A 21,432-nucleotide genomic window follows, 5' to 3' on the forward strand; every position below is an offset into this window, starting at 1 on the left:
CAGGTGGCGGCTCATGGCCAAGGCGACGGAGCAGAATGGCACGCCCGTCCCCCAGAGGCTGCTGGCCGCCGCCACCCGGCTCTTCGCCGAGCGCGGGTACGACCGCACCTCGGTCCAGGAGATCGTCGAGGCGGCGGGCGTCACCAAGGGGGCGCTCTACCACTACTTCGGCTCCAAGGAGGACCTGCTCCAGGAGGTCTACGCCCGGGTGCTGCGGCTCCAGCAGGAGCGTCTGGACGCCTTCGCGGACGCCGACGCGCCCATCGAGCAGCGGCTGCGCGACGCGGCGGCGGACGTGGTCGTCACCACCATCGACAACCTGGACGACGCCGCGATCTTCTTCCGCTCCATGCACCACCTGAGCCCGGAGAAGAACAAGCAGGTACGGGTGGAGCGCCGCCGCTACCACGAGCGGTTCCGGGCGCTGGTCGAGGAGGGGCAGCGCAGCGGCGTGTTCTCCACCGCCACACCCGCCGACCTGGTCGTCGACTACCACTTCGGCTCGGTCCACCACCTCTCCACGTGGTACCGCCCCAACGGCCCGCTCAGCCGCGAGCAGGTCGCCGACCACCTCGCGGACCTGCTGCTTCGGGCCCTGCGCCCGTAACGCCACGCTGAACGCGGCACTGCTCAGGGCCGGTTGAGCGCTTTCAAACACGGTTCGGTGTTCGTTAATAGAACCATCATGTCCGTTTTCCGCTCTTGACGGAACACTGTCACCTCGTTGACCATCGGTCACGCATCGCACGGACCACCGACGAGCGTCGGCCCCGCGACGCGCACCACCAGCTCCAGGACCCGGCCGCACGTTCCACGCGGCCGGGTGCCCCCCGCACGTTCCGTCAGTCCCCGAACGGAATCCGGAGCCCCACCATGAGACCGAACCGCTTCACCCTGCGCAGATCCCCGGCGGCCGTCGCCGCCGTCGCCCTCGCGGGCCTCCTCGCGACCGCCGCGCCCACCGCGCAGGCGTCCGCCCCGGCGACCACGGCGACAGCCGCCGCCGCAGCGCCGGACATACCCCTGGCCAACGTCAAGGCCCACCTCACCCAGTTCTCGACGATCGCCGCGAACAACGGCGGCAACCGCGCCCACGGCCGCCCCGGCTACAAGGCGTCCGTCGACTACGTCAAGGCCAAGCTGGACGCGGCCGGATACACCACGTCCCTCCAGCAGTTCACCACCAGCGGCGCCACCGGCTACAACCTCATAGCCGACTGGCCCGGCGGCGACCCGAACAAGGTCGTGTTCGCCGGGGCCCACCTGGACTCCGTCTCCTCCGGAGCCGGGATCAACGACAATGCCTCCGGCTCGGCCGCCGTCCTGGAGACCGCCCTCGCCGTCTCCCGCGCCGGCTACAAGCCGGACAAGCACCTGCGGTTCGCCTGGTGGGGAGCGGAGGAGCTCGGGCTGATCGGCTCCAAGTACTACGTCAACAACCTGCCGGCCGCCGAGCGTTCGAAGATCACCGGCTATCTGAACTTCGACATGATCGGCTCGCCGAACCCCGGCTACTTCGTCTACGACGACGACCCGGTCATCGAGAAGACCTTCAAGGACTACTTCGCGGGCCTCGGCGTGCCCACCGAGATCGAGACCGAGGGCGACGGCCGCTCCGACCACGCCCCGTTCAAGGCGGCGGGCGTCCCGGTCGGCGGCCTCTTCACCGGGGCCAGCCGCACCAAGACCGCGGCCCAGGTGCAGAAGTGGGGCGGAACGCAGGGCCAGGCTTTCGACCGCTGCTACCACACCTCGTGCGACACCACGGCGAACATCAACGACACCGCCCTTGACCGCAACAGCGACGCCGCCGCCCACGCGATCTGGACCCTCTCGGCCGGCTCCACGGGCGAGCCGCCCACGGGCACCGTCTTCTCCAACGACGCCGACGTCGCCATCCCGGACGCCGGGGCGGCCGTGACCTCCTCGATCACGGTCTCCGGCCGGACGGGCAACGCCCCGGCGGCACTCCAGGTGGGCGTGGACATCAAGCACACCTACCGCGGCGACCTCGTCGTCGACCTGCTGGCGCCGGACGGCGCCGCCTTCCGGCTGAAGAACTCCAGCAGCGGCGACTCCGCGGACAACGTCATCACGACGTACACCGTCAACGCCTCCGCCAAGGTCGCCAACGGCGTCTGGAAACTCCGGGTCCAGGACGTGGCCCGGCAGGACACCGGCTACATCGACAGCTGGAAGCTCACCTTCTGACCTCCAGCCGTTCCGGTGAGGCCCCCTCCCTCCGGGGGAGGGGGCCTCACCCGGCTCTCACAGATACCGCTTGATCTCCCGCCGGGCCAGCGACCGCTGGTGCACCTCGTCCGGCCCGTCCGCCAGCCGCAGCGTCCGCGCCGAAGCCCACAGCTCCGCCAGCGGGAAGTCCTGGCTGACCCCGCCCGCGCCGTGCAGCTGCACGGCGGAGTCCAGGATGTCCACCACCGCGCGCGGGGTGGCGATCTTGATGGCCTGGATCTCGGTGTGCGCGCCCTTGTTGCCCACCGTGTCCATCAGCCAGGCCGTCTTCAGCACCAGCAGCCGCAGCTGCTCCACCGTCACCCGGGCGTCCGCGATCCAGTTCTGCACGACGCCCTGCCGGGCGAGCGGCCTGCCGAACGCCGTACGTTCCACCGCCCGGCGGCACATCAGCTCGATGGCCCGCTCCGCCATCCCGATGAGCCGCATGCAGTGGTGGATCCGTCCCGGCCCCAACCGCGCCTGCGCGATGGCGAAACCGCCGCCCTCCTCGCCGACCAGGTTCGCCGAGGGCACCCGCACGTCGTGGAAGACCACCTCGGCGTGGCCGCCGTGCGAGTGGTCCTCGTACCCGTACACCCGCATGGCGCGCCGCACTTCGAGCCCCGGGGTGTCGCGCGGCACCAGGATCATCGACTGCTGGCGGCGGATGTCGTCGCCGTCCGGGTCGGTCTTGCCCATCACGATGAAGACGGCGCAGTCCGGGTTCATCGCCCCGGAGATGTACCACTTCCGGCCGTTGACGACGTACGAGTCGCCGTCCCGGACGATCCGGGTCTCGATGTTCGTCGCGTCCGACGACGCCACGTCCGGCTCCGTCATCGCGAACGCCGAGCGGATCTCCCCGGCCAGCAACGGCTCCAGCCACTGCTTCTTCTGCTCGTCCGAGCCGAACTGGAACAGCACCTCCATGTTCCCGGTGTCCGGGGCCGCGCAGTTCAGCGCGGTCGGCGCGAGGTGCGGGGAGCGGCCGGTGATCTCCGCGAGCGGCGCGTACTGGAGGTTCGTCAGCCCGGCCCCGTACTCCGCGTCGGGCAGGAAGAGGTTCCACAGCCCCTGCCGCCGCGCCTCGGCCTTCAGTTCCCCGACGATCGCGGGCGTGTCCCACGGCGAGGCGAGCTGAGCCCGCTGCTCGTCCGCGACCTGCTCGGCCGGGTACACGTGCTCGTCCATGAAGGCGAGCAGCCTGTTCCGCAGCTCCTCGGTACGGGCGTCGAATGCGAAGTCCATGGGTGGTCAGCCTTCCTGGAGAGTGGTGAGGCCGTGCTCGATGAAGACCGGCACCAGATCGCCGATCCGGTCGAAGCCCGCGCCGACGGTCTGGCCGAGGGTGTAGCGGTAGTGGATGCCCTCCAGGATCACGGCGAGCTTGAACCAGGCGAACGCGGTGTACCAGGAGATCGCGGAGGTGTCCCGGCCCGACCCGGCGGCGTACCGCTCGATCAGCTCGGCGGGGGAGGGGTGCCCGGGGGCTCCGCTGGTCGTGGAGACGGGGGAGTGCGGCAGATCGAGGTCGGAGCTGTACATCACGAGGAGCCCGAGGTCGGTCAGCGGGTCGCCCAGGGTGGACATCTCCCAGTCCAGGACGGCGTTGATCCGGTCGTCCGGCCCGAGCAGCACGTTGTCCAGGCGGTAGTCGCCGTGGACGACGGTGGGCGCGGGGGAGGAGGGCAGCTCGCGGCCGAGGGCGGCGTGCAGCTCGTCGATGCCGGCCAGGTCGCGGTTGCGGGAGGCGTCCAGCTGCTTGCCCCAGCGCCGCAACTGCCGGTCCAGGAACCCCTCCGGCCGCCCGAAGTCCCCGAGCCCCACGGCCGCCGGGTCCACCGCGTGCAGGTCGACCAGCGTGTCGACGAGGGCGAGGACGGCGGCCCGGGTGCGCTCGGGGCCCAGCGGGACGAGCTGGTCGGCGGTGCGGTACGGGGTGCCCTCGACGTGCTCCATGACGTAGAACGGCGCACCGAGCACCGTCTCGTCCTCGCAGAACAGCAGCGGCTCCGGCACCGGCACGGCCGTGGGGTGCAGGGCGCTGATCACCCGGTGCTCGCGCTTCATGTCGTGCGCGGTGGCCAGCACATGGCCCAGCGGCGGCCTGCGCACCACCCACCGCCCGGTCCCGTCCGTCACCGTGTACGTCAGGTTCGAGCGGCCGCCCTCGATCAGCCGCGCCTCCAGGGGCCCGCGCACCAGTCCGGGACGCTCACGCTCCAGGTGGCCGCGCAGCAGCTCGGGGTCGAGACCTGGTGGGGGGACGGGACTCATGGGGCGTACCTCCGGAGCGACGGAACAACAGAACGAAAGCGGAACAACATGGTCGGAAAGCGGACGAAACGCGGGCGGAACGGTCATCGACGGCAACCGCCGACCACGACCGCCGACCGCGTCAGCCGACCACGACCGCTGACTATGATGCCGACCAGTCGGTATGTCGTCCAGTGAACGTCCGTGATCGAGTACGCGAAGCACCTGGTTACGCCGGGTCGTCCCACCCCTGCGCGGCGGCGAAGGCGCCCCCGTACTCCGCCGACCAGCGCCCAGCGCCTCGATCGGCTCCAGCAGGGTCCGCCCCGGCTCCGCGAGCGCGTACGTGCCGCTGTGCGGGGACGACCCCCGCGCCCCGCTGCCGCCGTTCACCGCCGTCCGCCCTGAGTTGCGCACACCCTGACCTGCGCCGAAGGTCGAGGAATGAAGGCGATCAGCTACAGCGCGTACGGTTCGGCCGACGTCCTGGAATACGGCGAGCGGCCCGACCCCAAGGTCGGCCCCGACTCGGTCCTGGTGAAGGTGCGGGCGGCGGCCGTCAACCCGGTCGACTGGAAGGCCCGCGAGGGCTACCTCCAAGGGGCCCTCGACGCCGTCTTCCCGGTGATCCCCGGCTGGGACGTCTCCGGCGTGGTCGTGCAACCGGGGGCCGCCGTCGACGAGTTCGCGGTGGGGGACGAGGTGATCGGCTACGCACGCGAGGACTTCCTCTCCCGGGGCACGTTCGCGGAGTACGTCGCCGCCCCCGTGCGCACCCTCGCCCGCAAGCCCCTCAGCCTGAGCTTCGAGGAGGCCGCGGGCCTGCCGCTGGCCGGGCTCACCGCGTACCAGGTGCTGCACCGCCTCCTGAAGATCCGCAGCGGCGACACCGTCCTGGTCCACGCGGCGGCGGGCGGAGTCGGCTCGCTCGCCGTGCAGCTCGCCCGGCACACCGGCTGCCGCGTCATCGGCACCGCGAGCGCCCGCAACCACGACCACCTGCGCAGCCTCGGGGCCGAGCCCGTGGAGTACGGCGACGGGCTCGCCGACCGGCTGCGGGAGCTGGCCCCCGAGGGCATCGACGCCGCCTTCGACACGGTGGGCGGCGAGGCCCTGCGGGTCTCGGCGGAGACCCTCGCCGAGGGCGGCCGGCTCGCCTCGATCGCGGACAACGAGGTCGTCTCCTACGGCGGCCACTACGCCTTCGTCCGGCCCGACGCGACCGACCTGGGCCACCTCGCGGAACTGGCCGAGCAGGGCATCGTCACCGTCCACGTGGACCGGGTCTTCCCGCTGGAGCAGGCGGCCGAGGCGTACCGGCTCAACCAGGAGGGACGCACCCGGGGCAAGATCGTGGTCACGGTGGACTGGGACGGCTGAGGAAGCCCAGGGGCGCCGCCGGAACGGCACGGCCGCCGCGGACACCGCGAAGCCGGAACAACTCGGCGACCGCAGCCGTCCGACACCGCGCGGCTCAGAACAGCATGGCCGCCGCGAACACCGCCAACGCCACCGTGCACAGCGCCGCCGCCAGCGCCCCGCGCGCCGCGAGCGGCTCCGGCCGCGCCACCCCCATGCGCCGCACCCTGAGGTGGGCCACCGCCAGGAACCCCAGCCAGGCCAGCCCGCTGAGCGCCACCGCGACCAGCGCGGCCGGACTCGGGCCGCTGTGCAGCGCCTGCCGCCCGGCGAGCAGCGCCACCACCGTGGCGGTGAGGGTGGTACGCCGCCACGCGAGCCGGGTCCGCTCGGGCTGCAGACCCGGGTCGCGGTCCCGTACCGCCGCCGTCACCGGCCCTCCCAGCCGAAGAGGACCACCACCACCATCGCGACGGCCACGACGGCGACCACGATCCCCAGCAGCGTCGGGAACCGGGAGACCGGCAGATCCTCCCCGCGCCGCATCGCCCGCTCGCACCGCACCCAGTGGTTGACCGCCCGCAGCGCGCACAGCACCCCGGCCGCGAGCAGCCCGAGAGCGAGCCCCGCCCGGACGCCCCAGGCCAGCTCCGGCAGGAACTGGTCCACGGCGAAGCCCCCGCCGATGAGGGCCAGCGCCGTGCGGATCCAGGCGAGGAACGTACGCTCGTTGGCCAGCGAGAACCGGTAGTCCGGGGTGGCCCCCTCCTCCCGGATCCGCTGCGGCGCGAACCACAGCCGTACGCTCTGCGCGATCTTGTTCACACGGGCACCTTAGGGGGTGCCGCGGGGGATCAGGCGGACCGGAGCCCCCGCAGCCGCCGGTACGCCTCCAGCCCGTCCGGCACCCAGGGCCACGCGTCGAGACGTCGCGCCAGCTCCGCGTCGTCCAGGAAGGCGTGCCAAGCGACCTCCTCGGCCTGCGGGTCCACCGGCAGCTCGCACCGCACCCGGTAGACGGCGGACCACCAGGTGTGCTCGGCGCTCGCGTAGAGGAACCGGAACAGCGGCTCGGGCTGCGGCAGCCCCGACACCCCCAGCTCCTCCTCCGCCTCCCGCAGCGCCGCCTCGTCGTAGGTCTCGCCCGCGCCCACGACGCCGCCGACGAACATGTCGTAGTGCGAGGGGAAGACCAGCTTGGTCGGCGTACGGCGGTGCACGAAGACCCGCCCCCGGGCGTCGCGCGCCTCGATGAAGACGCAGCGGTGGCGCAGGCCCCGGGCGGTCGCCTCGCCGCGCGGGGCCTGCCCGATGACCTCGTCCCGCTCGTCGACGATGTCCAGGATCTCGTCAGAGGGCGTCATGCGTTTCATCCAACAGCACCCGGACGGTTGACGTCAGCGCGACCGGTACCCAAGATCTGACGCACGGGTAACTTGTCACCCGGCAGAGGCTCCCCGACAGGACGGAACCCATGGCGTACGACGCTGATGTCATCGTGATCGGGGCGGGCCTCGCCGGACTCGTGGCCACCGCCGAGCTGGTCGACGCCGGCCGTTCCGTGATCGTCCTCGACCAGGAGCCCGAGCAGTCCATCGGCGGGCAGGCGCACTGGTCCTTCGGCGGCCTCTTCCTCGTCGACTCGCCCGAGCAGCGCCGGCTGCGGATCAAGGACAGCCGGGAACTGGCGCTCCAGGACTGGTGCGGCACCGCCGGGTTCGACCGCAAGGAGGACCACTGGCCGAAGAAGTGGGCCGAGGCGTACGTCGACTTCGCGGCCGGGGAGAAGCGCTCCTGGCTGCACCAGCAGGGGCTGCGGATCTTCCCCGTCGTCGGCTGGGCGGAGCGCGGCGGCTACGACGCGAGGGGCCACGGCAACTCCGTACCCCGCTTCCACATCACCTGGGGCACCGGCCCCGGCGTCGTCGCCCCCTTCGAGCGCCGGGTGCGCGCGGGCGTCGCCAAGGGGCTCGTCCAGCTGAGGTTCCGCCACCGCGTCACCGGTCTCGCCCGCACGGCCGGGGCGCTCGACACGGTCACCGGCGAGATCCTGGAGCCGAGCGGGGCCGAGCGCGGCACCGCCAGCAGCCGGGAGGCGACGGGAGCCTTCGAGCTGCGGGCCCAGGCGGTCATCGTCACCTCCGGAGGCATCGGCGGCAACCACGACCTGGTCCGCTCCCAGTGGCCCGAGCGGCTCGGCACCCCGCCCGACAAGATGCTCTCCGGGGTCCCCGCCCACGTGGACGGCCTGATGCTGGGCATCGCGGAGGAGGCGGGGGGCCACCACATCAACCGCGACCGGATGTGGCACTACACCGAGGGCATCGAGAACTGGAACCCGATCTGGTCGAAGCACGGCATCCGCATCCTCCCCGGCCCCTCCTCCCTCTGGCTCGACGCCCGGGGCAAGCGGCTGCCGGTCCCGCTGTTCCCCGGCTTCGACACGCTCGGCACCCTCGAACACATCATGAAGTCGGGCCACGGCTACACCTGGTTCGTGCTCAACCAGCGGATCATCGGCAAGGAGTTCGCCCTCTCCGGCTCCGAGCAGAATCCGGACCTGACCGGCAAGTCGGTCCGCGACGTGATCGGCCGGGCCCGCGTGGACGTGCCCGTTCCGGTGAAGGCGTTCATGGACCACGGCGTGGACTTCGTGGTGGAGAAGGACCTCGACGCCCTGGTCCGGGGGATGAACGCGGTCAGCGGCGACGGCCTGATCGACGCGGAGGACCTGCGCCGCGAGATCACCGCCCGCGACCGCGAGATCGCCAACCCCTTCACCAAGGACCTCCAGGTCACCGCGATCCACGGGGCCCGCGCCTACCTGGGCGACCGCCTCATCCGCACCGTGAAACCGCACCGCGTCCTGGACCCGGCGGCGGGCCCGCTCATCGCCGTACGCCTGAACATCCTGACCCGCAAGTCCCTGGGCGGCCTGGAGACGGACCTCTCCTCCCAGGTCCTCACCTCGGACGGCGCCCCGCTCCCCGGCCTGTACGCGGCGGGCGAGGCGGCGGGCTTCGGCGGCGGCGGAGTCCACGGCTACCGCTCCCTGGAGGGCACGTTCCTGGGCGGCTGCATCTTCTCGGGCCGAGCGGCGGGCCGGGCGGCGGCGCGGGCAGTGTCCTCATAGGCCCCTCCCGTACGCAGCGGACCTGGGCACGAACTCCAAGCCCCTCCCGCACATCGCGGACCGGGGCACGAACTCCAAGCTCCTCCGGCACATCGCGGACCGGGGCACAGATCAAGCCCCTCCGGCGATTGAGGAGCGGGGTCCGGGGCAGCGCCCCGGGGCTCACCCGGCCGAAGGCCCGCCCGCCCCGGACCTCACCCGAAGACCCCGCCCGGATCCCTCCGCTCCACCACCCGAAACCGCTCGGCCACGATCAGCGTCCCGTCATCCACCGTGAACGACGGATCCCCCAACGCCTCCCGCATCTCCGCCCCGTGCCAGAACCGCTCGTGCCCCGCACGCCATTCGGCCACCGACCGATACCCCTCGCCCTCGTCCAGGGCGTGCCGCAGATCCACCTCTCCCAGCGGCAGCACCCGTACGCCGGTCACCTCGACCACCGCCACCTCCCGCCCCTGCGAGTCGATGAGCGCGGACCGTTCGCCCACCGGCGGCAGCTCCTCCTGCTCCAGTTCGTATTCGGCCAGCAGTCCGGAAGTGGACACCTTCTCGCCGGACAGGACCGCCGCCACCAGCCGGTCGCGCAACGGGCCGGGGAAGGCGAGAAGGAAGGGTTTCAGGGGTTCGCGAGGCTCCATGGCGTCAGTGTGTCAGGCGTCACTCCGCACCCGCCCGCCCCACCCGCACGCTGCGGAAACGCCCTGATCAGGGCGATGGATTCCGGCCAACTATCCGGAAAGGGAGAGCAGTTGGAGTAGACCACCCTTGACGCGGAGTGTGGCCTACCGCTTTGCTGTGCGCGATCATCCGCTCGCACACCGCATCGAAGGAAGCCCGCGGCATGTCCCCGCCACCGCCGCCCCTGGGCCGCTCCCGCCGCCGGGGCGGTCGCTCGGAGCACACCTTCGACCCGGCCCTGGACGACGGCGAACTCATCGACGCGCGAGGTCAGTTCACCCAGGGAAGGTGGGGCGGAGCCCGTACGCTGCTGGTGGCCACCGGGCGGGACTGGGACCGCCGGGGACACCGCCTCCTGGCCCTCGCCGAGGTGCCGTCCGCCGCCGACTGGGCCCGCGACTGGCTGCTCGCCGAACCCGAGAGCGCGGACGCCGCCGCCCTCCTGGCCTGCGCCGGCGTGATCCGCGCGCTGCGCCCCAAGGCGGGTCCCGACGAAGCGGCCCGCGCCCGGCACGCCTGCCTCGCCGCCGCCCGGCTCACCCCCGACGACCCCACCCCCTGGCTCGCGCTGCTCCTCCTGGACCGGGGCCGGGACGACGGCGGCGACGAGACCGGCAGGCTCTTCGAGGAAGTCCGCTCCCGCCACCCCGAGCACCACCACGCCCACCACGTGATGACCGCGCAACTGGCCGAGAGCCGCCCCGCCAGCGGCCAGGACCCGCTCCACGAGGTGTACGACTTCGCCGCCTGGGCCGCCGAACAGGCCCCCGCCGACTCCCCGCTCGCGGTGCTCCCGGTCATCGCCCACGCCGAGCGCTACCGCGTACTCGTCACCGCGGGCAGCGAGCCGGGCGACCCGGTGGCGTCCGGGCACTGGTCGGGACGGCGGGCCCGGCAGGTCATGAAGGCCGCGTTCGACTGGTGGCTGGAATGGGAGCACGAGGACCACCCGCGCCACCGCGTCGACCTCAACTTCCTGGCCCACGCCAAGGTCTGCGAGGGCCGGACCGCCGAGGCCGCCGCCCTCTTCCACCGCATCGGCCCGCACGCCACGGCCGCCCCCTGGTCGTACTCCGGCCGCGACCCGTACGCCGCGTTCACGGCCGCCCGCCACCACGCACTCGGCGCCCCGTGACCAGGCTTCCACCAGAAAACAGACAACAGACAACAGACAACAAGAAGACCGAAGCCGAAGACCGAAGAAGGGACCACCCCCGCCATGTCGACGGGCAGTTCATTTTCAGGCAGGACCCGGCAGACCGGTACCACCAGGCTGACCGGCGACGCCGGCGGGATCAACACGTACAAGGGCGAGGAGAACGCCCTGCGGGCGAACCGCCTCGGCACCCCCGGCCTGCTGCTCTCCGTGCTCGCCGCCAGCGCCCCCCTGATGGTGGTCGCCGGGGTGATGCCCACGGTCTTCGGCGTGATGGGCATCGTCGGCCAGCCGCTGCTGTACGTCATCCTCGGCGCGGTCCTGATGCTGTTCAGCGTCGGTTACGCGGAGATGAGCCGGCACGTCCACAACGCCGGCGCCTTCTACGCGTACATCGCCCGGGGCCTCGGCCCGACCGCCGGCGCGGGCGCCTCGCTCGTGGCGCTGGTGGCGTACAGCGCGATGCAGGTCGGCATCTACGGGATCCTCGGCTTCGAGGTCTCCGTCATCTTCTCCACGTACCTCGGCATCGACGTGCAGTGGTGGATACCGGCGCTGATCTCGGTGGTCGTCGTCGGCGTCCTCGGCTGGCTGAAGATCGACCTGAACGCCAAGGTGCTCGGCGTCCTGCTGGTCATCGAGTGCGTCCTCGTCGTGATCTTCGACATCGCCGCCGTCAGCAAGCCCGGCCCCGAGGGGCTCTCGCTGCACGCCTTCAACCCGGAGACGCTGACCGGGGCCGGGCTCTCCACCGCGCTCTGCTTCTGCATCGCCGCGTTCGTCGGCTTCGAGCAGGCCCCCGTGTACGCCGAGGAGACCAGCCGCCCGCAGATCGTGGTCTCCCGGGTGATGTTCCTGGCCGTGGGCTACGCGGCGCTGTTCCTCGCCATCAGCTCCTGGGCCCTGACGGTGGCCGCCGGACCCGGCTTCATCGCCGACACCTCCCTCAAGGAGGGCCCCGGCATGCTGTTCGGCCTCACCGAGGAGCGGCTCGGCTCCACCTTCACCGACGTCCTGCACATCCTGTTCGTCACCGGCATGTTCGCGGCGCTGCTCAGCTTCCACAACGTGGTCGCCCGCTACGCGTTCGCGATGGGCCGCGAGGGGCTGCTGCCCGCCCGCTTCGGCCGCACCAACCGGGCCAGCGGGGCCCCCGGCACCGGCTCGCTCCTCCAGTCCGTGGTCTCCGTCGTGATCGTGCTGGCCTTCGCCCTCACCGACGGCAACCACATCGGCGACCCCACCGTCCCCGTCCTGCGCCTGTTCACCTGGATGGGCAACGTCGGCGCGCTGGGCGTCATCCTGCTGATGGCCGCCGCCTCCTTCGCCGTCATCGCGTTCTTCGTCAAGCGCGGCGCGGGCCGTGCCCAGGTCTGGCGGCTGGCCGCCTCGGGCCTCGCGGGGATCGCGCTCCTGTCGATCGCCGTCTTCACCGTCCGCGACTTCGCCGTCCTGGTGGGCTCAGGCCCCGGCTCGGTCCTCAACTGGCTGCTGCCCGGCGTGATCGTCCTCACCCTCGTCGGCGGTCTGGTGTACGGAGCGGTGCTGCGCAAGGCCAAGCCCGAGGTGCACGCCCGGATCGGCCTCGGAAACGAGGCGTTCCAGCTGGAGAAGGCGTCACAGAGCGCGTCGGCCCGCCGCTGAGCACGCGCCGACCTCCCGCGGGGAGACGGCGGTCGCGTGCCGGCTTCTGGTCGTCCGATCGCCGTCGACCTGCGTGGCCACGGGCAGACCCGGCTGGGGGCGGCCCTCGAAACGGGTGGGGTCGCACGGCTGGAACCACCGTAGCTCCGGAACGAAGAACGTCCCGTTCCGGAGCACCGCGCCCACGTTTCGAGCACGCTCGGGGCAGCTGCGTGCCGGCGTCGGCCGCGCGAGACACCGGAGCGGCCCGGTCGGCAGGGTGCGCCCGCCCGGGTTTCGTGCCTTCGCGCAACGGGGGCGGGCGCGCTCATCCGCAGCCGTACGGGATGAGGTGGGGAGACGCCCGTCTACAGCAACAGCGACAGCAGCATGATGAAGGCCATCGCCACCACCGAGATGATCGTCTCCATCACCGACCAGGTCTTCACCGTCTGGCCGACGTCCATCCCGAAGTACTCCTTCACCAGCCAGAACCCGGCGTCGTTCACATGGCTGAAGAAGAGCGAACCGGCGCCGACCGCGAGGACCAGCAGCGCGGCGTGCGCGGTCGACATGTCGGCGGCGAGCGGGGCGACCAGACCGGCGGCGGAGATGGTGGCGACCGTGGCCGAGCCGGTGGCGAGGCGGATCGCGACGGCGATGAGCCAGCCGAGCAGCAGGGCGGGGATCGACCAGTTCTCGGAGAAGTCCAGGATCATCTGGCCGACCCCGGCGTCGATCAGCGTCTGCTTGAAGCCGCCGCCCGCGCCGACGATCAGCAGGATTCCGGCGATCGGCACGAGGGACTTCTCCACAGTCGTGGCGAGCCGGCCCCTGGTGAACCCGGCGGCCTTGCCGAGGGTGAACATGCCGAGCAGGACGGCCGCGAGCAGGGCGATCAGCGGCGAGCCGATCACGTCCGTCACCCGCTGGACGCCGTTCTCGGGGTCGTCGACGACGATCTCGACGAGCGCCTTGACCAGCATCAGCACGACCGGCAGCAGGATCGTCACCAGGGTGGCGGCGAAGCTGGGGCGGCGCTCCAGGTCCTCGGACGGGCGCTGCGGGATCATCTTCTCCGGCGGCTCGATGTCCACCCAGCGCGCGGCGTAGCGGGCGAAGACCGGGCCGGCGATGATCACGGTCGGGATGGCGACCAGCACACCGAGGGCCAGCGTCACGCCGAGGTTGGCGTCCAGGGCGTCGATCGCGACGAGCGGGCCGGGGTGCGGCGGGATGAGCCCGTGCATCACGGAGAGCCCGGCCAGCGCGGGGATGCCGATCCGCATCAGGGAGTAGTTGCCGCGCTTGGCGACGAGCAGCACCACCGGGATCATCAGCACGATCCCGACCTCGAAGAACAGCGGCAGGCCGATGATCGAGGCGATCAGGACCATCGCCCACGGCATGGCCCGCCCGCTCGCCCTCGCCAGGATGGTGTCGACGATCTGGTCGGCCCCGCCCGAGTCGGCGAGCAGCTTGCCCAGGATCGCGCCGAGCGCGATGAGCACGCCCACGCTCGCGACGGTGGAGCCGAGGCCCGCGGTGAAGCTGGCGATCGTGTCGGCCGGGGCCGCGCCCGCGAAGGAGCCGAGCGCCAGCGAACCGATGGTCAGCGCCAGGAACGCGTGCATCTTGAGCTGGGTGATGAGGAGGACGATGACGGCGATGCCCGCCAGGACGGCGATGCCCAACTGCGCGTTGCCCGCCGAAGTGATCGGTTCGGCGGCGTCCGCTGCCAGCATCTCGACGTTGAGACCGGTCACGGTGATGATCCTTCAGCTGTCGAGCCGGCGCAGCGCGGCGACGGCTCGCTGGGTGATTTCCTCGGGGGCGCCGGACACGTCGACGCTCACCCCGGCCTCGTCGGCCTGGAGCGGCTGCAACGTGGCGAACTGGGAGTCGAGCAGCGCGGGGGGCATGAAGTGGCCCTTGCGCTCCGCCATCCGCTCCTCGATCAGCTCCCGGTCGCCGGTCAGATGCAGAAAGACGGCGTCGGGAGCGCCGGACCGCAGCCGGTCGCGGTAGGAGCGCTTGAGGGCCGAGCTGGAGACGACTCCGCCGAGCCCCGCCCGCCCGCGCGCCCACGCGCCGATGGCGTCCAGCCACGGCCACCGGTCGTCGTCGTCCAGGGGGGTGCCGGCCGACATCTTCTCGACGTTCGCCGGCGGATGGAAGTCGTCGCCCTCGGCGTACGGAACGCCGAGTTCGGCGGCGAGCAGGGGACCGATCGTGGTCTTGCCGGTTCCCGCTACGCCCATCACCACGACGACGTGGGGGGTGCTCATGGAGTGCCTCGCTGTCTTCTTCGACATCGGTCCGTCGCGCTACTGAAACCCATTAGGTACGACTTATTCAAGAGTCTGTGACGCAAACGTCGTACTTTTTAATCCCGAGACCCGGCCCGTGGGCCTGCTCCCCGTAGGCTGGCCCCATGACCACACAGAGCCAGGGGCTGCATACACATGTGCTGGACACCCTGGGTCTGGAGATCTCCTCCGGCCAGTGCCCGCCCGGCAGCGTCCTACGCACCGACGAGCTCGCCCAGCGCTTCGACGTCTCCCGCACGGTCGTCCGCGAAGTGGTCCGGGTCCTGGAATCGATGCACCTGGTCGAGTCCCGCCGCCGGGTCGGGGTGACCGTCCGCCCCACCGAGACCTGGAACGTCTACGACCCCCAGGTCATCCGCTGGCGCCTCGCCGGCGCCGACCGCCCGCGCCAGCTGCGCTCCCTCACCGTGCTGCGCTCCGCGATCGAACCGGTCGCCGCCTCCCTCGCCGCCCGGCACGCCACCGCCGAGCAGTGCGCCGAACTCACCGAACGCGCCCTCGGCATGGTCGCCACCTCGCGCGGCCAGCAGCTGGAGGGCTACCTCGAACACGACATCGCCTTCCACCGGATCGTCCTCAACGCCTCCGGCAACGAGATGTTCGCCCGCCTCGGGGACGTCGTCGCCGAGGTGCTCGCGGGCCGCACCCACCACCAGGTGATGTTCGAGGACCCCGACCCGGCCGCCGTCACCCTGCACGTACGGCTCGCGGAGGCGGTCCGCGAGGGCGACCCGCAGGCCGCCGAGCGCCTCACCAAGGAGATCGCGGTGGGCGCCCTGCACGAGCTGGACGTGCTCGCCCCGTAGGGGTTACGTCTCCTCCTCGCGGCGCAGCGCCAGGACCCGCCCACGCGGCGTACGGTTGTTCGCGATCGATCTTCGGCAGAGCCCAGGAGCAGGGAGAGCACGGTATGACGCAGCAGGTGCAAGGGGTGATCGCCCCGGGGAAGAACGAACCGGTGCGGGTCGAGACCATCGTGATCCCGGACCCGGGCCCCGGAGAGGCCGTCGTGAAGATCCAGGCGTGCGGCGTCTGCCACACCGACCTGCACTACAAACAGGGCGGAATCAACGACGAGTTCCCCTTCCTCCTCGGCCACGAGGCGGCGGGCGTCGTGGAGTCGGTGGGCGAGGGCGTCACGGACGTGGCCCCCGGCGACTTCGTCATCCTCAACTGGCGTGCGGTGTGCGGCCAGTGTCGCGCCTGTCTGCGCGGCCGCCCCTGGTACTGCTTCGACACCCACAACGCCGAGCAGAAGATGACGCTGCTCGACGGCACGGAGCTGTCGCCCGCCCTCGGCATCGGCGCGTTCGCGGAGAAGACCCTCGTCGCCTCCGGCCAGTGCACCAAGGTCGACCCCGAGGTCTCCCCGGCCGTCGCCGGACTGCTGGGCTGCGGGGTCATGGCGGGCATCGGCGCGGCCATCAACACCGGCCAGGTGGGCCGGGGCGACTCGGTCGCCGTCATCGGCTGCGGCGGCGTCGGGGACGCGGCGATCGCCGGGGCCCGGCTGGCCGGAGCGGCGAAGATCATCGCGGTCGACATCGACGACCGCAAGCTGGAGACGGCGAAGACGATGGGCGCCACCCACACCGTCAACTCCCGCTCCACCGACCCGGTCGAGGCGATCCGCGCCCTCACCGGAGGCAACGGGGCCGACGTCGTCATCGAGGCGGTCGGCCGCCCGGAGACGTACCAACAGGCGTTCTACGCCCGCGACCTGGCCGGAACGGTCGTCCTGGTCGGCGTCCCCACCCCGGACATGAAGCTCGAACTGCCGCTCCTGGACGTGTTCGGCCGCGGCGGCTCGCTCAAGTCCTCCTGGTACGGCGACTGCCTGCCCTCCCGCGACTTCCCGATGCTCGTCGACCTCCACCAGCAGGGCCGCCTGGACCTCGCCGCCTTCGTCACCGAGACCATCGGCCTGGGCGACGTCGAGCAGGCGTTCGCCCGCATGCACGACGGCGACGTCCTCCGCTCGGTGGTGGTCTTCTGATGACCGCTCGCATCGACCACCTGGTCACCTCCGGCACCTTCGCCCTCGACGGCGGCGAGTGGGACGTCGACAACAACGTCTGGATCGTCGGCGACGACACCGAGGCGATCGTCATCGACGCCGCCCACGACGCCGCCGCCATCGAGGCCGCCCTCGGCGGCCGTACGCTGCGCGCCATCGTCTGCACCCACGCGCACAACGACCACATCGACGCCGCCCCCGCCCTCGCGGAGGCCACCGGCGCGCCGATCCTGCTGCACCCGCACGACCTCCCGCTGTGGCTCTGGACGCACCCGGAACGGACCCCCGACGGCCCCCTAGCCGACGGCCAGGAACTGGAGATCGCCGGCATCACCCTCAAGGTCCTCCACACCCCGGGCCACGCCCCCGGCGGCATCTGCCTCTACGCCCCCGAGCTGGCCACGGTCTTCACCGGGGACACGCTCTTCCAGGGCGGCCCCGGCGCCACCGGCCGGTCCTTCTCCCACTTCCCGACGATCATCGACTCGATCCGGGACCGGCTGCTCACCCTGCCGGGCGACACCACCGTCCGCACGGGCCACGGCGACCCCACCACGATCGGCGCGGAAGCCCCGCAGCTCGACGACTGGATCAAGCGCGGCCACTGAGGACCGCCCGCGTCACCCCTCCGGCCAGGCGGAGAGCCGCAGCCCGCTGACGAAGCGGCGCGGCTCCCCGCTGACCGGATCGGTGAACTCCAGCCGCCGCGCCAGCAGTTGCAACGGCCTCGCCCAGTCCTCCACCGCCCCCTCCGGCTCCACCACCGGATACAGCGGATCGTGCACGATCGGCGCCCCCAGCGCGTTCATATGCACCCGCAGCTGATGCGTACGCCCGGTCACGGGCACCAGCCGGTAGAGGCCCAGCCCGCCCCGCCGCTCCACCAGCTCCACCCGGCTCTCACTGTTCGCCTCACCCGCCTCCTCCCGGGCGGCGAGCACCCCGCGCTCCTTCACGATCCGGCTGCGTACGGTCGTGGGGAGGACCAGCTCCGGGTCGTACGGGGCCACCGCCTCGTACTCCTTGCGCACCAGCCGGTCCCGGAACAGCGTCTGGTAAGCGCCCCGCTCCTCGGCCCGCACCACGAAGAGCACGAGCCCCGCCGTCAGCCGGTCCAGCCGGTGCGCGGGCTGGAGCGCGGGCGCCCCCAGCTCCCGCCGCAGCCGGGCCACCGCGGTCTCGGTGATGTGCCGCCCCCGGGGCGTGGTGGCGAGGAAGTGCGGCTTGTCCGCGACCACGAGGTGCGCGTCCCGGTACACGACCCGGACCGGGAAGGGCACCGGCTCCTCGGGCGCGAAGTCCCGGTGGAACCAGAGGCGACGCCCGGCGGCGTACGGCTCATCGCCCCGCACGACGCCCCCGTCAGCCCCCACGAACCGCCCCGCGTCCAGCATGGCGACGACCCGCGCCGCCCCGATCGCCCCGCCGAACCGCGCGACCAGATGCTCCCCGACGCTCGCCCAGACCCCGTCCGGATCCTCCGGCAACCGCACCCGCACGGCGTCGACGCCGTCCCGCTGGGGAAGGGGCGCGGCGGACGCCTTCCTGCGACCCCTCATCCTCGCCCCTCTCAGCCATACCCGGTGACGCAAAAGAGCCCCACCGAAGTGGGGCTCCCGCTGGTGTCCGAGGGGGGACTTGAACCCCCACGCCCGATAAAGGGCACTAGCACCTCAAGCTAGCGCGTCTGCCATTCCGCCACCCGGACAAGGTGTCTGTCTCACGGACCCGTGCCCGTTCCGACGTGGAAAACCATAGCAAACATTCGAGGGTGCTCGATCACGCCCCGATGGCTGTGAACGGTGCGTGACGGGGGGTGCACGGCCTTGGGCGTACGCCGTGGGCGCGGGAGGATGAAGGGGAGCACCACAGCGACAGTGGAAGGAAGCAGCGTGAGCGAGAGCAGCACGGGCAAGGGCGTCGGCGGCGGCAACGCCGAGAGGGAGGTCGTGGACCTCTGTCGCGACCTGATCCGCATCGACACCAGCAACTACGGCGACCACTCGGGACCCGGTGAGCGGCTCGCGGCCGAGTACGTGGCGGAGAAGCTCGCGGAGGTCGGTCTGGAGCCGCAGATCTTCGAGTCGCACAAGGGCCGCGCCTCCACCGTCGCCCGGATCGAGGGCGAGGACCCCTCGCGGCCGGCCCTGCTCATCCACGGGCACACCGACGTGGTCCCGGCCAACGCGGCGGACTGGACGCACGACCCCTTCTCCGGGGAGATCGCGGACGGCTGCGTCTGGGGCCGGGGCGCGGTCGACATGAAGGACATGGACGCGATGACCCTCGCGGTCGTACGGGAGCGGATGCGTTCGGGCCGCAAGCCCCCGCGCGACATCGTGCTGGCCTTCCTCGCGGACGAGGAGGCGGGCGGGACGTACGGGGCGCGCTACCTCGTCGACAACCACCCGGGGCTCTTCGAGGGCGTCACCGAGGCGATCAGCGAGGTCGGCGGCTTCTCCTTCACCGTGAACGAGAACCTGCGGCTGTATCTGGTGGAGACGGCCCAGAAGGGCATGCACTGGATGAAGCTCACCGTGGACGGCACCGCCGGGCACGGTTCGATGATCCACAAGGACAACGCCATCACCGAGCTGTCCGAGGCGGTCGGGCGGCTGGGCCGGCACAAGTTCCCGGTACGGGTCACCAAGACGCTGCGGCACTTCCTGGACGAGCTCTCCGACGCGCTGGGCACCGAGCTGGACCCGGAGAACATGGACGCGACGCTCGCCAAGCTCGGCGGCATCGCCAAGCTCATCGGCGCATCCCTCCAGAACACCGCCAACCCCACGCAGCTCGGCGCCGGCTACAAGGTCAACGTCATCCCCGGCCAGGCGACCGCCCACGTCGACGGCCGCTACCTGCCGGGGTACGAGGAGGAGTTCCTCGCGGACCTGGACCGGATCCTGGGCCCCAACGTGAGGCGCGAGGACGTGCACGCGGACAAGGCGCTGGAGACCACGTTCGACGGCGCTCTGGTGGACGCCATGCAGACCGCGCTGGTCGCGGAGGACCCGATCGCCCGAGCCGTGCCGTACATGCTCTCGGCCGGTACCGACGCCAAGTCCTTCGACGACCTCGGCATCCGGGGCTTCGGCTTCGCTCCGCTGAAGCTGCCGCCGGAGCTGGACTTCGCCGGGATGTTCCACGGCGTCGACGAGCGGGTCCCGGTGGAGGGCCTCCAGTTCGGCGTGCGGGTGCTCGACCGTTTCATCGACCATTCCTGACCGGGACGGCAGACCGTTCCTGACCGGTAGGACGGACGTTCCTGACCGGTACGGCACCGATTCGCCCGCCTGTACGGACATGTCCGAACGAGTGAAACGACCCGTTCACACGTAGCCCCGTCACACCCTCCTCGTTACAAGGTGTGCGGTCCGCGGCTGGGACCGCATTTCCAACTAGGAGGAATAATGATCAAGAAGGTCGTCGCAGTTGCGGCTGCTACCGGTGGCCTCGTTCTCGCGGGTGCGGGCATGGCCTCCGCCGACGCGGGCGCCCAGGGTGCCGCCATCGGCAGCCCCGGCGTGCTCTCCGGCAACGTCGTCCAGGTCCCGGTCCACGTGCCGATCAACCTGTGCGGCAACACGGTCTCCGTGATCGGGCTGCTGAACCCCGCCTTCGGCAACACCTGCGTCAACGCGTGACGTTGTGCGTCAACCCGTAAGGGTTTGAGCTCGGTCGGTCCCGGAGTGCACTCCATGCACTTCGGGACCGTTCGGCATTCGGCTCCCGCACGGTCATGTCCGGGGGTTTTTCGGAAGGCAGAAGGCAGGAAACGAACCTATGCGACAGGTCACTCGTAAGGGCCTGATCACCATGGCGGCGGCGGGCGGGGTCCTCGCTCTCAGTGGCGGATACGCCCACGCCGACGCCGGTGCGGCCGGGACGGCGTCGGGCTCACCGGGCGTGCTGTCCGGCAACTCGGTCTCGGTCCCGATCGACATCCCGGTCAACGTCTGCGGCAACTCGGTCACCGTCGGCGGTCTCATCAACCCCACGTTCGGCAACGACTGCGGAAACGGGTCGGCGGAATCGAGCCGTGAGGCCGGACCGCAGAACCGTATCGGCGGCGGCTCCGGCAACGGGGCGCAGGCCGGGAACACCACCGCGACCGACCGGCACGGCGAGCCCGGAACGGGCCGTCACCGGGCCGGCGGCGCAGGTGCGGAAGGGGTCGCGCAGGGCTCGCCCGGCATCCTCTCCGGCAACCTGATCCAGGCTCCGGTCAGCGTCCCCGTGAACGTCTGCGGCAACAGCGTCTCCGTGATCGGGCTGCTGAACCCGACCTTCGGCAACAGCTGCTCCAACGACTCCGAGCCGCCGCCCCCGCCGCCGGAGAAGCCCGAGGAGCCGAAGACCCCTCCGGTCACGCCGGAGACCCCGGTCGACCCGCCGGCCAACCAGCCGCCCGAGCCGAACGTGCCCGAGCCCCAGCTCGACCCGGAGGAGCAGCTCGCGCAGACCGGCGCGGGCGGCCTGGAGACGCTCATCCCGGCGAGTGCCGGACTGCTGCTGGCGGGGATGGGATCGGTGCTCTACCGCCGCTCCCGCAGCGCCGCCTGACCGGTACGCGCACACGCACACCGGGCGTACAGCAGGACGAACACGGACGGGCCCCGCATCCGCGGGGCCCGTCCCGTGT

Annotated in this window: 21 protein-coding genes and 1 tRNA gene; 12 read left to right on the top strand and 10 right to left on the bottom strand. The window is 71.6% G+C overall.

Annotated elements, in window-relative coordinates; genetic code table 11:
* Positions 1-13 precede the first annotated feature (13 nt).
* Positions 14-607 carry a TetR/AcrR family transcriptional regulator gene (locus tag ACLJPL_RS28235; protein WP_411083756.1) on the top strand — a complete coding sequence of 198 codons (594 nt, stop codon included), beginning with the start codon at positions 14-16 and terminating at the stop codon, positions 605-607.
* Positions 608-873: 266 nt separating this feature from the next.
* Positions 874-2,211: a M28 family metallopeptidase gene (locus tag ACLJPL_RS28240; protein ID WP_411083757.1), complete on the top strand. Its 1,338-nt coding sequence runs from the start codon at positions 874-876 to the stop codon at positions 2,209-2,211.
* Positions 2,212-2,268: 57 nt separating this feature from the next.
* On the opposite strand, the gene ACLJPL_RS28245 is transcribed toward ACLJPL_RS28240, so the two are convergent.
* On the bottom strand, positions 2,269-3,483 hold the full coding sequence (locus tag ACLJPL_RS28245) for an acyl-CoA dehydrogenase family protein (RefSeq protein ID WP_411083758.1): 1,215 nt from the start codon (positions 3,481-3,483) through the stop codon (positions 2,269-2,271).
* Positions 3,484-3,489: 6 nt separating this feature from the next.
* Complete coding sequence (locus ACLJPL_RS28250; protein WP_411083759.1) at positions 3,490-4,512, bottom strand: phosphotransferase family protein; 1,023 nt, start codon at positions 4,510-4,512, stop codon at positions 3,490-3,492.
* Positions 4,513-4,935: 423 nt separating this feature from the next.
* Between ACLJPL_RS28250 and ACLJPL_RS28255 the strand changes: the two genes are divergently transcribed.
* On the top strand, positions 4,936-5,871 hold the full coding sequence (locus tag ACLJPL_RS28255; RefSeq protein WP_411083760.1) for an NADP-dependent oxidoreductase: 936 nt from the start codon (positions 4,936-4,938) through the stop codon (positions 5,869-5,871).
* Between the two features lie 94 nt (positions 5,872-5,965).
* On the opposite strand, the gene ACLJPL_RS28260 is transcribed toward ACLJPL_RS28255, so the two are convergent.
* From ACLJPL_RS28260 to ACLJPL_RS28270, 3 genes are read right to left on the bottom strand one after another with little or no spacing between them, the layout of a single operon-like run.
* The gene (locus ACLJPL_RS28260) at positions 5,966-6,283 is read right to left on the bottom strand and encodes a DUF202 domain-containing protein (protein ID WP_411083761.1); all 318 of its coding nucleotides are present in this window, start codon (positions 6,281-6,283) and stop codon (positions 5,966-5,968) included.
* Positions 6,280-6,675: a YidH family protein gene (locus tag ACLJPL_RS28265; RefSeq protein WP_411083762.1), complete on the bottom strand. Its 396-nt coding sequence runs from the start codon at positions 6,673-6,675 to the stop codon at positions 6,280-6,282. Before ACLJPL_RS28265 ends, ACLJPL_RS28260 begins: the two co-directional genes overlap by 4 nt.
* 29 nt (positions 6,676-6,704) lie before the next feature.
* Positions 6,705-7,214, bottom strand: a complete 510-nt coding sequence (locus ACLJPL_RS28270; RefSeq protein ID WP_411083763.1) for an NUDIX domain-containing protein — start codon at positions 7,212-7,214, stop codon at positions 6,705-6,707.
* 110 nt (positions 7,215-7,324) lie between these two features.
* On the opposite strand from ACLJPL_RS28270, the gene ACLJPL_RS28275 reads away from it, so the two are divergent.
* Positions 7,325-8,983, top strand: coding sequence for an FAD-binding dehydrogenase (locus ACLJPL_RS28275; protein WP_411083764.1), 1,659 nt, complete (start codon positions 7,325-7,327; stop codon positions 8,981-8,983).
* Positions 8,984-9,177: 194 nt separating this feature from the next.
* Here the strand turns inward: ACLJPL_RS28275 and ACLJPL_RS28280 are convergent, their stop codons facing one another.
* Positions 9,178-9,621, bottom strand: coding sequence for an ASCH domain-containing protein (locus ACLJPL_RS28280; protein ID WP_411083765.1), 444 nt, complete (start codon positions 9,619-9,621; stop codon positions 9,178-9,180).
* 203 nt (positions 9,622-9,824) lie between these two features.
* On the opposite strand from ACLJPL_RS28280, the gene ACLJPL_RS28285 reads away from it, so the two are divergent.
* Together ACLJPL_RS28285 and ACLJPL_RS28290 are read left to right on the top strand one after the other, a co-directional pair.
* The gene (locus ACLJPL_RS28285; RefSeq protein WP_411083766.1) at positions 9,825-10,796 is read left to right on the top strand and encodes a hypothetical protein; all 972 of its coding nucleotides are present in this window, start codon (positions 9,825-9,827) and stop codon (positions 10,794-10,796) included.
* Positions 10,797-10,880: 84 nt separating this feature from the next.
* A complete protein-coding gene (locus ACLJPL_RS28290; RefSeq protein ID WP_411083767.1) occupies positions 10,881-12,461 on the top strand; it encodes an APC family permease in 1,581 nt (526 codons plus the stop codon).
* 347 nt (positions 12,462-12,808) lie between these two features.
* On the opposite strand, the gene ACLJPL_RS28295 is transcribed toward ACLJPL_RS28290, so the two are convergent.
* Positions 12,809-14,206, bottom strand: coding sequence for a gluconate:H+ symporter (locus tag ACLJPL_RS28295; protein WP_411083768.1), 1,398 nt, complete (start codon positions 14,204-14,206; stop codon positions 12,809-12,811).
* Between the two features lie 12 nt (positions 14,207-14,218).
* Positions 14,219-14,728, bottom strand: coding sequence for a gluconokinase (locus tag ACLJPL_RS28300; protein ID WP_411083769.1), 510 nt, complete (start codon positions 14,726-14,728; stop codon positions 14,219-14,221).
* Between the two features lie 146 nt (positions 14,729-14,874).
* Between ACLJPL_RS28300 and ACLJPL_RS28305 the strand changes: the two genes are divergently transcribed.
* The 3 genes from ACLJPL_RS28305 (at position 14,875) to ACLJPL_RS28315 (ending at position 17,395) form a co-directional block, all read left to right on the top strand.
* Positions 14,875-15,576, top strand: a complete 702-nt coding sequence (locus ACLJPL_RS28305) for a FadR/GntR family transcriptional regulator (RefSeq protein ID WP_411083770.1) — start codon at positions 14,875-14,877, stop codon at positions 15,574-15,576.
* 104 nt (positions 15,577-15,680) lie between these two features.
* On the top strand, positions 15,681-16,766 hold the full coding sequence (locus ACLJPL_RS28310) for an S-(hydroxymethyl)mycothiol dehydrogenase (protein WP_411083771.1): 1,086 nt from the start codon (positions 15,681-15,683) through the stop codon (positions 16,764-16,766).
* A complete protein-coding gene (locus ACLJPL_RS28315; RefSeq protein ID WP_411083772.1) occupies positions 16,766-17,395 on the top strand; it encodes an MBL fold metallo-hydrolase in 630 nt (209 codons plus the stop codon). Before ACLJPL_RS28310 ends, ACLJPL_RS28315 begins: the two co-directional genes overlap by 1 nt.
* A gap of 12 nt (positions 17,396-17,407) precedes the next feature.
* On the opposite strand, the gene ACLJPL_RS28320 is transcribed toward ACLJPL_RS28315, so the two are convergent.
* Both ACLJPL_RS28320 and ACLJPL_RS28325 read right to left on the bottom strand, forming a co-directional pair.
* Positions 17,408-18,346 carry an RluA family pseudouridine synthase gene (locus ACLJPL_RS28320; protein ID WP_411083773.1) on the bottom strand — a complete coding sequence of 313 codons (939 nt, stop codon included), beginning with the start codon at positions 18,344-18,346 and terminating at the stop codon, positions 17,408-17,410.
* Positions 18,347-18,407: 61 nt separating this feature from the next.
* Positions 18,408-18,495, bottom strand: a tRNA-Leu gene (locus ACLJPL_RS28325).
* A gap of 184 nt (positions 18,496-18,679) precedes the next feature.
* Between ACLJPL_RS28325 and ACLJPL_RS28330 the strand changes: the two genes are divergently transcribed.
* From ACLJPL_RS28330 to ACLJPL_RS28340, 3 genes are all read left to right on the top strand, one after another.
* Complete coding sequence (locus tag ACLJPL_RS28330) at positions 18,680-20,014, top strand: M20/M25/M40 family metallo-hydrolase (protein ID WP_411083774.1); 1,335 nt, start codon at positions 18,680-18,682, stop codon at positions 20,012-20,014.
* Between the two features lie 186 nt (positions 20,015-20,200).
* The gene (chpH, locus tag ACLJPL_RS28335; protein ID WP_015607544.1) at positions 20,201-20,434 is read left to right on the top strand and encodes a chaplin ChpH; all 234 of its coding nucleotides are present in this window, start codon (positions 20,201-20,203) and stop codon (positions 20,432-20,434) included.
* A gap of 139 nt (positions 20,435-20,573) precedes the next feature.
* On the top strand, positions 20,574-21,353 hold the full coding sequence (locus ACLJPL_RS28340) for a chaplin (RefSeq protein WP_411083775.1): 780 nt from the start codon (positions 20,574-20,576) through the stop codon (positions 21,351-21,353).
* The last annotated feature ends 79 nt before the right edge of the window (positions 21,354-21,432 follow it).

The sequence above is a fragment of the Streptomyces sp. cmx-18-6 genome (assembly GCF_046548915.1).
Taxonomy (GTDB): domain Bacteria; phylum Actinomycetota; class Actinomycetes; order Streptomycetales; family Streptomycetaceae; genus Streptomyces.

What these genes read in the sequence shown, in the direction of transcription:
- ACLJPL_RS28280 (WP_411083765.1), bottom strand. Translation starts at nt 9,621, where the DNA reads ATGGAGCCTCGCGAACCCCTGAAACCCTTCCTTCTCGCCTTCCCCGGC.
- ACLJPL_RS28245 (WP_411083758.1), bottom strand. Translation starts at nt 3,483, where the DNA reads ATGGACTTCGCATTCGACGCCCGTACCGAGGAGCTGCGGAACAGGCTG.
- ACLJPL_RS28300 (WP_411083769.1), bottom strand. Translation starts at nt 14,728, where the DNA reads ATGAGCACCCCCCACGTCGTCGTGGTGATGGGCGTAGCGGGAACCGGC.
- ACLJPL_RS28275 (WP_411083764.1), top strand. Translation starts at nt 7,325, where the DNA reads ATGGCGTACGACGCTGATGTCATCGTGATCGGGGCGGGCCTCGCCGGA.
- ACLJPL_RS28255 (WP_411083760.1), top strand. Translation starts at nt 4,936, where the DNA reads ATGAAGGCGATCAGCTACAGCGCGTACGGTTCGGCCGACGTCCTGGAA.
- chpH (WP_015607544.1), top strand. Translation starts at nt 20,201, where the DNA reads ATGATCAAGAAGGTCGTCGCAGTTGCGGCTGCTACCGGTGGCCTCGTT.
- ACLJPL_RS28315 (WP_411083772.1), top strand. Translation starts at nt 16,766, where the DNA reads ATGACCGCTCGCATCGACCACCTGGTCACCTCCGGCACCTTCGCCCTC.
- ACLJPL_RS28290 (WP_411083767.1), top strand. Translation starts at nt 10,881, where the DNA reads ATGTCGACGGGCAGTTCATTTTCAGGCAGGACCCGGCAGACCGGTACC.
- ACLJPL_RS28305 (WP_411083770.1), top strand. Translation starts at nt 14,875, where the DNA reads ATGACCACACAGAGCCAGGGGCTGCATACACATGTGCTGGACACCCTG.
- ACLJPL_RS28235 (WP_411083756.1), top strand. Translation starts at nt 14, where the DNA reads ATGGCCAAGGCGACGGAGCAGAATGGCACGCCCGTCCCCCAGAGGCTG.
- ACLJPL_RS28240 (WP_411083757.1), top strand. Translation starts at nt 874, where the DNA reads ATGAGACCGAACCGCTTCACCCTGCGCAGATCCCCGGCGGCCGTCGCC.
- ACLJPL_RS28310 (WP_411083771.1), top strand. Translation starts at nt 15,681, where the DNA reads ATGACGCAGCAGGTGCAAGGGGTGATCGCCCCGGGGAAGAACGAACCG.
- ACLJPL_RS28285 (WP_411083766.1), top strand. Translation starts at nt 9,825, where the DNA reads ATGTCCCCGCCACCGCCGCCCCTGGGCCGCTCCCGCCGCCGGGGCGGT.
- ACLJPL_RS28320 (WP_411083773.1), bottom strand. Translation starts at nt 18,346, where the DNA reads ATGAGGGGTCGCAGGAAGGCGTCCGCCGCGCCCCTTCCCCAGCGGGAC.
- ACLJPL_RS28250 (WP_411083759.1), bottom strand. Translation starts at nt 4,512, where the DNA reads ATGAGTCCCGTCCCCCCACCAGGTCTCGACCCCGAGCTGCTGCGCGGC.
- ACLJPL_RS28270 (WP_411083763.1), bottom strand. Translation starts at nt 7,214, where the DNA reads ATGACGCCCTCTGACGAGATCCTGGACATCGTCGACGAGCGGGACGAG.
- ACLJPL_RS28340 (WP_411083775.1), top strand. Translation starts at nt 20,574, where the DNA reads ATGCGACAGGTCACTCGTAAGGGCCTGATCACCATGGCGGCGGCGGGC.